This window comes from Pseudomonas sp. SIMBA_041, assembly GCF_046535095.1.
Taxonomy (GTDB): Bacteria; Pseudomonadota; Gammaproteobacteria; order Pseudomonadales; family Pseudomonadaceae; genus Aquipseudomonas; species Aquipseudomonas mucoides.
This window is the reverse complement of record NZ_JAWRXJ010000608.1, coordinates 1-254: the sequence shown is the minus strand read 5'-3', so window position 1 is coordinate 254 and position 254 is coordinate 1. Positions and strand designations below refer to the sequence as shown.

Here is a 254-nt window from a genome sequence, read left to right as displayed (position 1 = left end):
CCTGCCCTGGGTCTCGCTGGTACTGGCGCTGACCTTCGGCTTCTATGGGCTGATCCGCAAACAGGCGCCCGTGGCAGCGTTGCCGGGCCTGGTGGTGGAAACCTGGATGCTGGTGCCCCTGGCCCTCGGCTGGCTGTTGCTGCACCCCGCCGCGATGAGCGCGCAGGGCGCGTTCTACACCAGCAGCGAAGCGTTGTGGTTGATGGCGGCAGGGCCGGTAACGCTGGTGCCGCTGGTGTGCTTCAACGCTGCCG

Annotated in this window: 1 pseudogene; it reads left to right on the top strand. The window is 68.1% G+C overall.

The features are described 5' to 3' along the window. Positions 1-254 (top strand): annotated as a pseudogene (locus tag SB725_RS32545) (EamA family transporter); the annotation flags it as partial.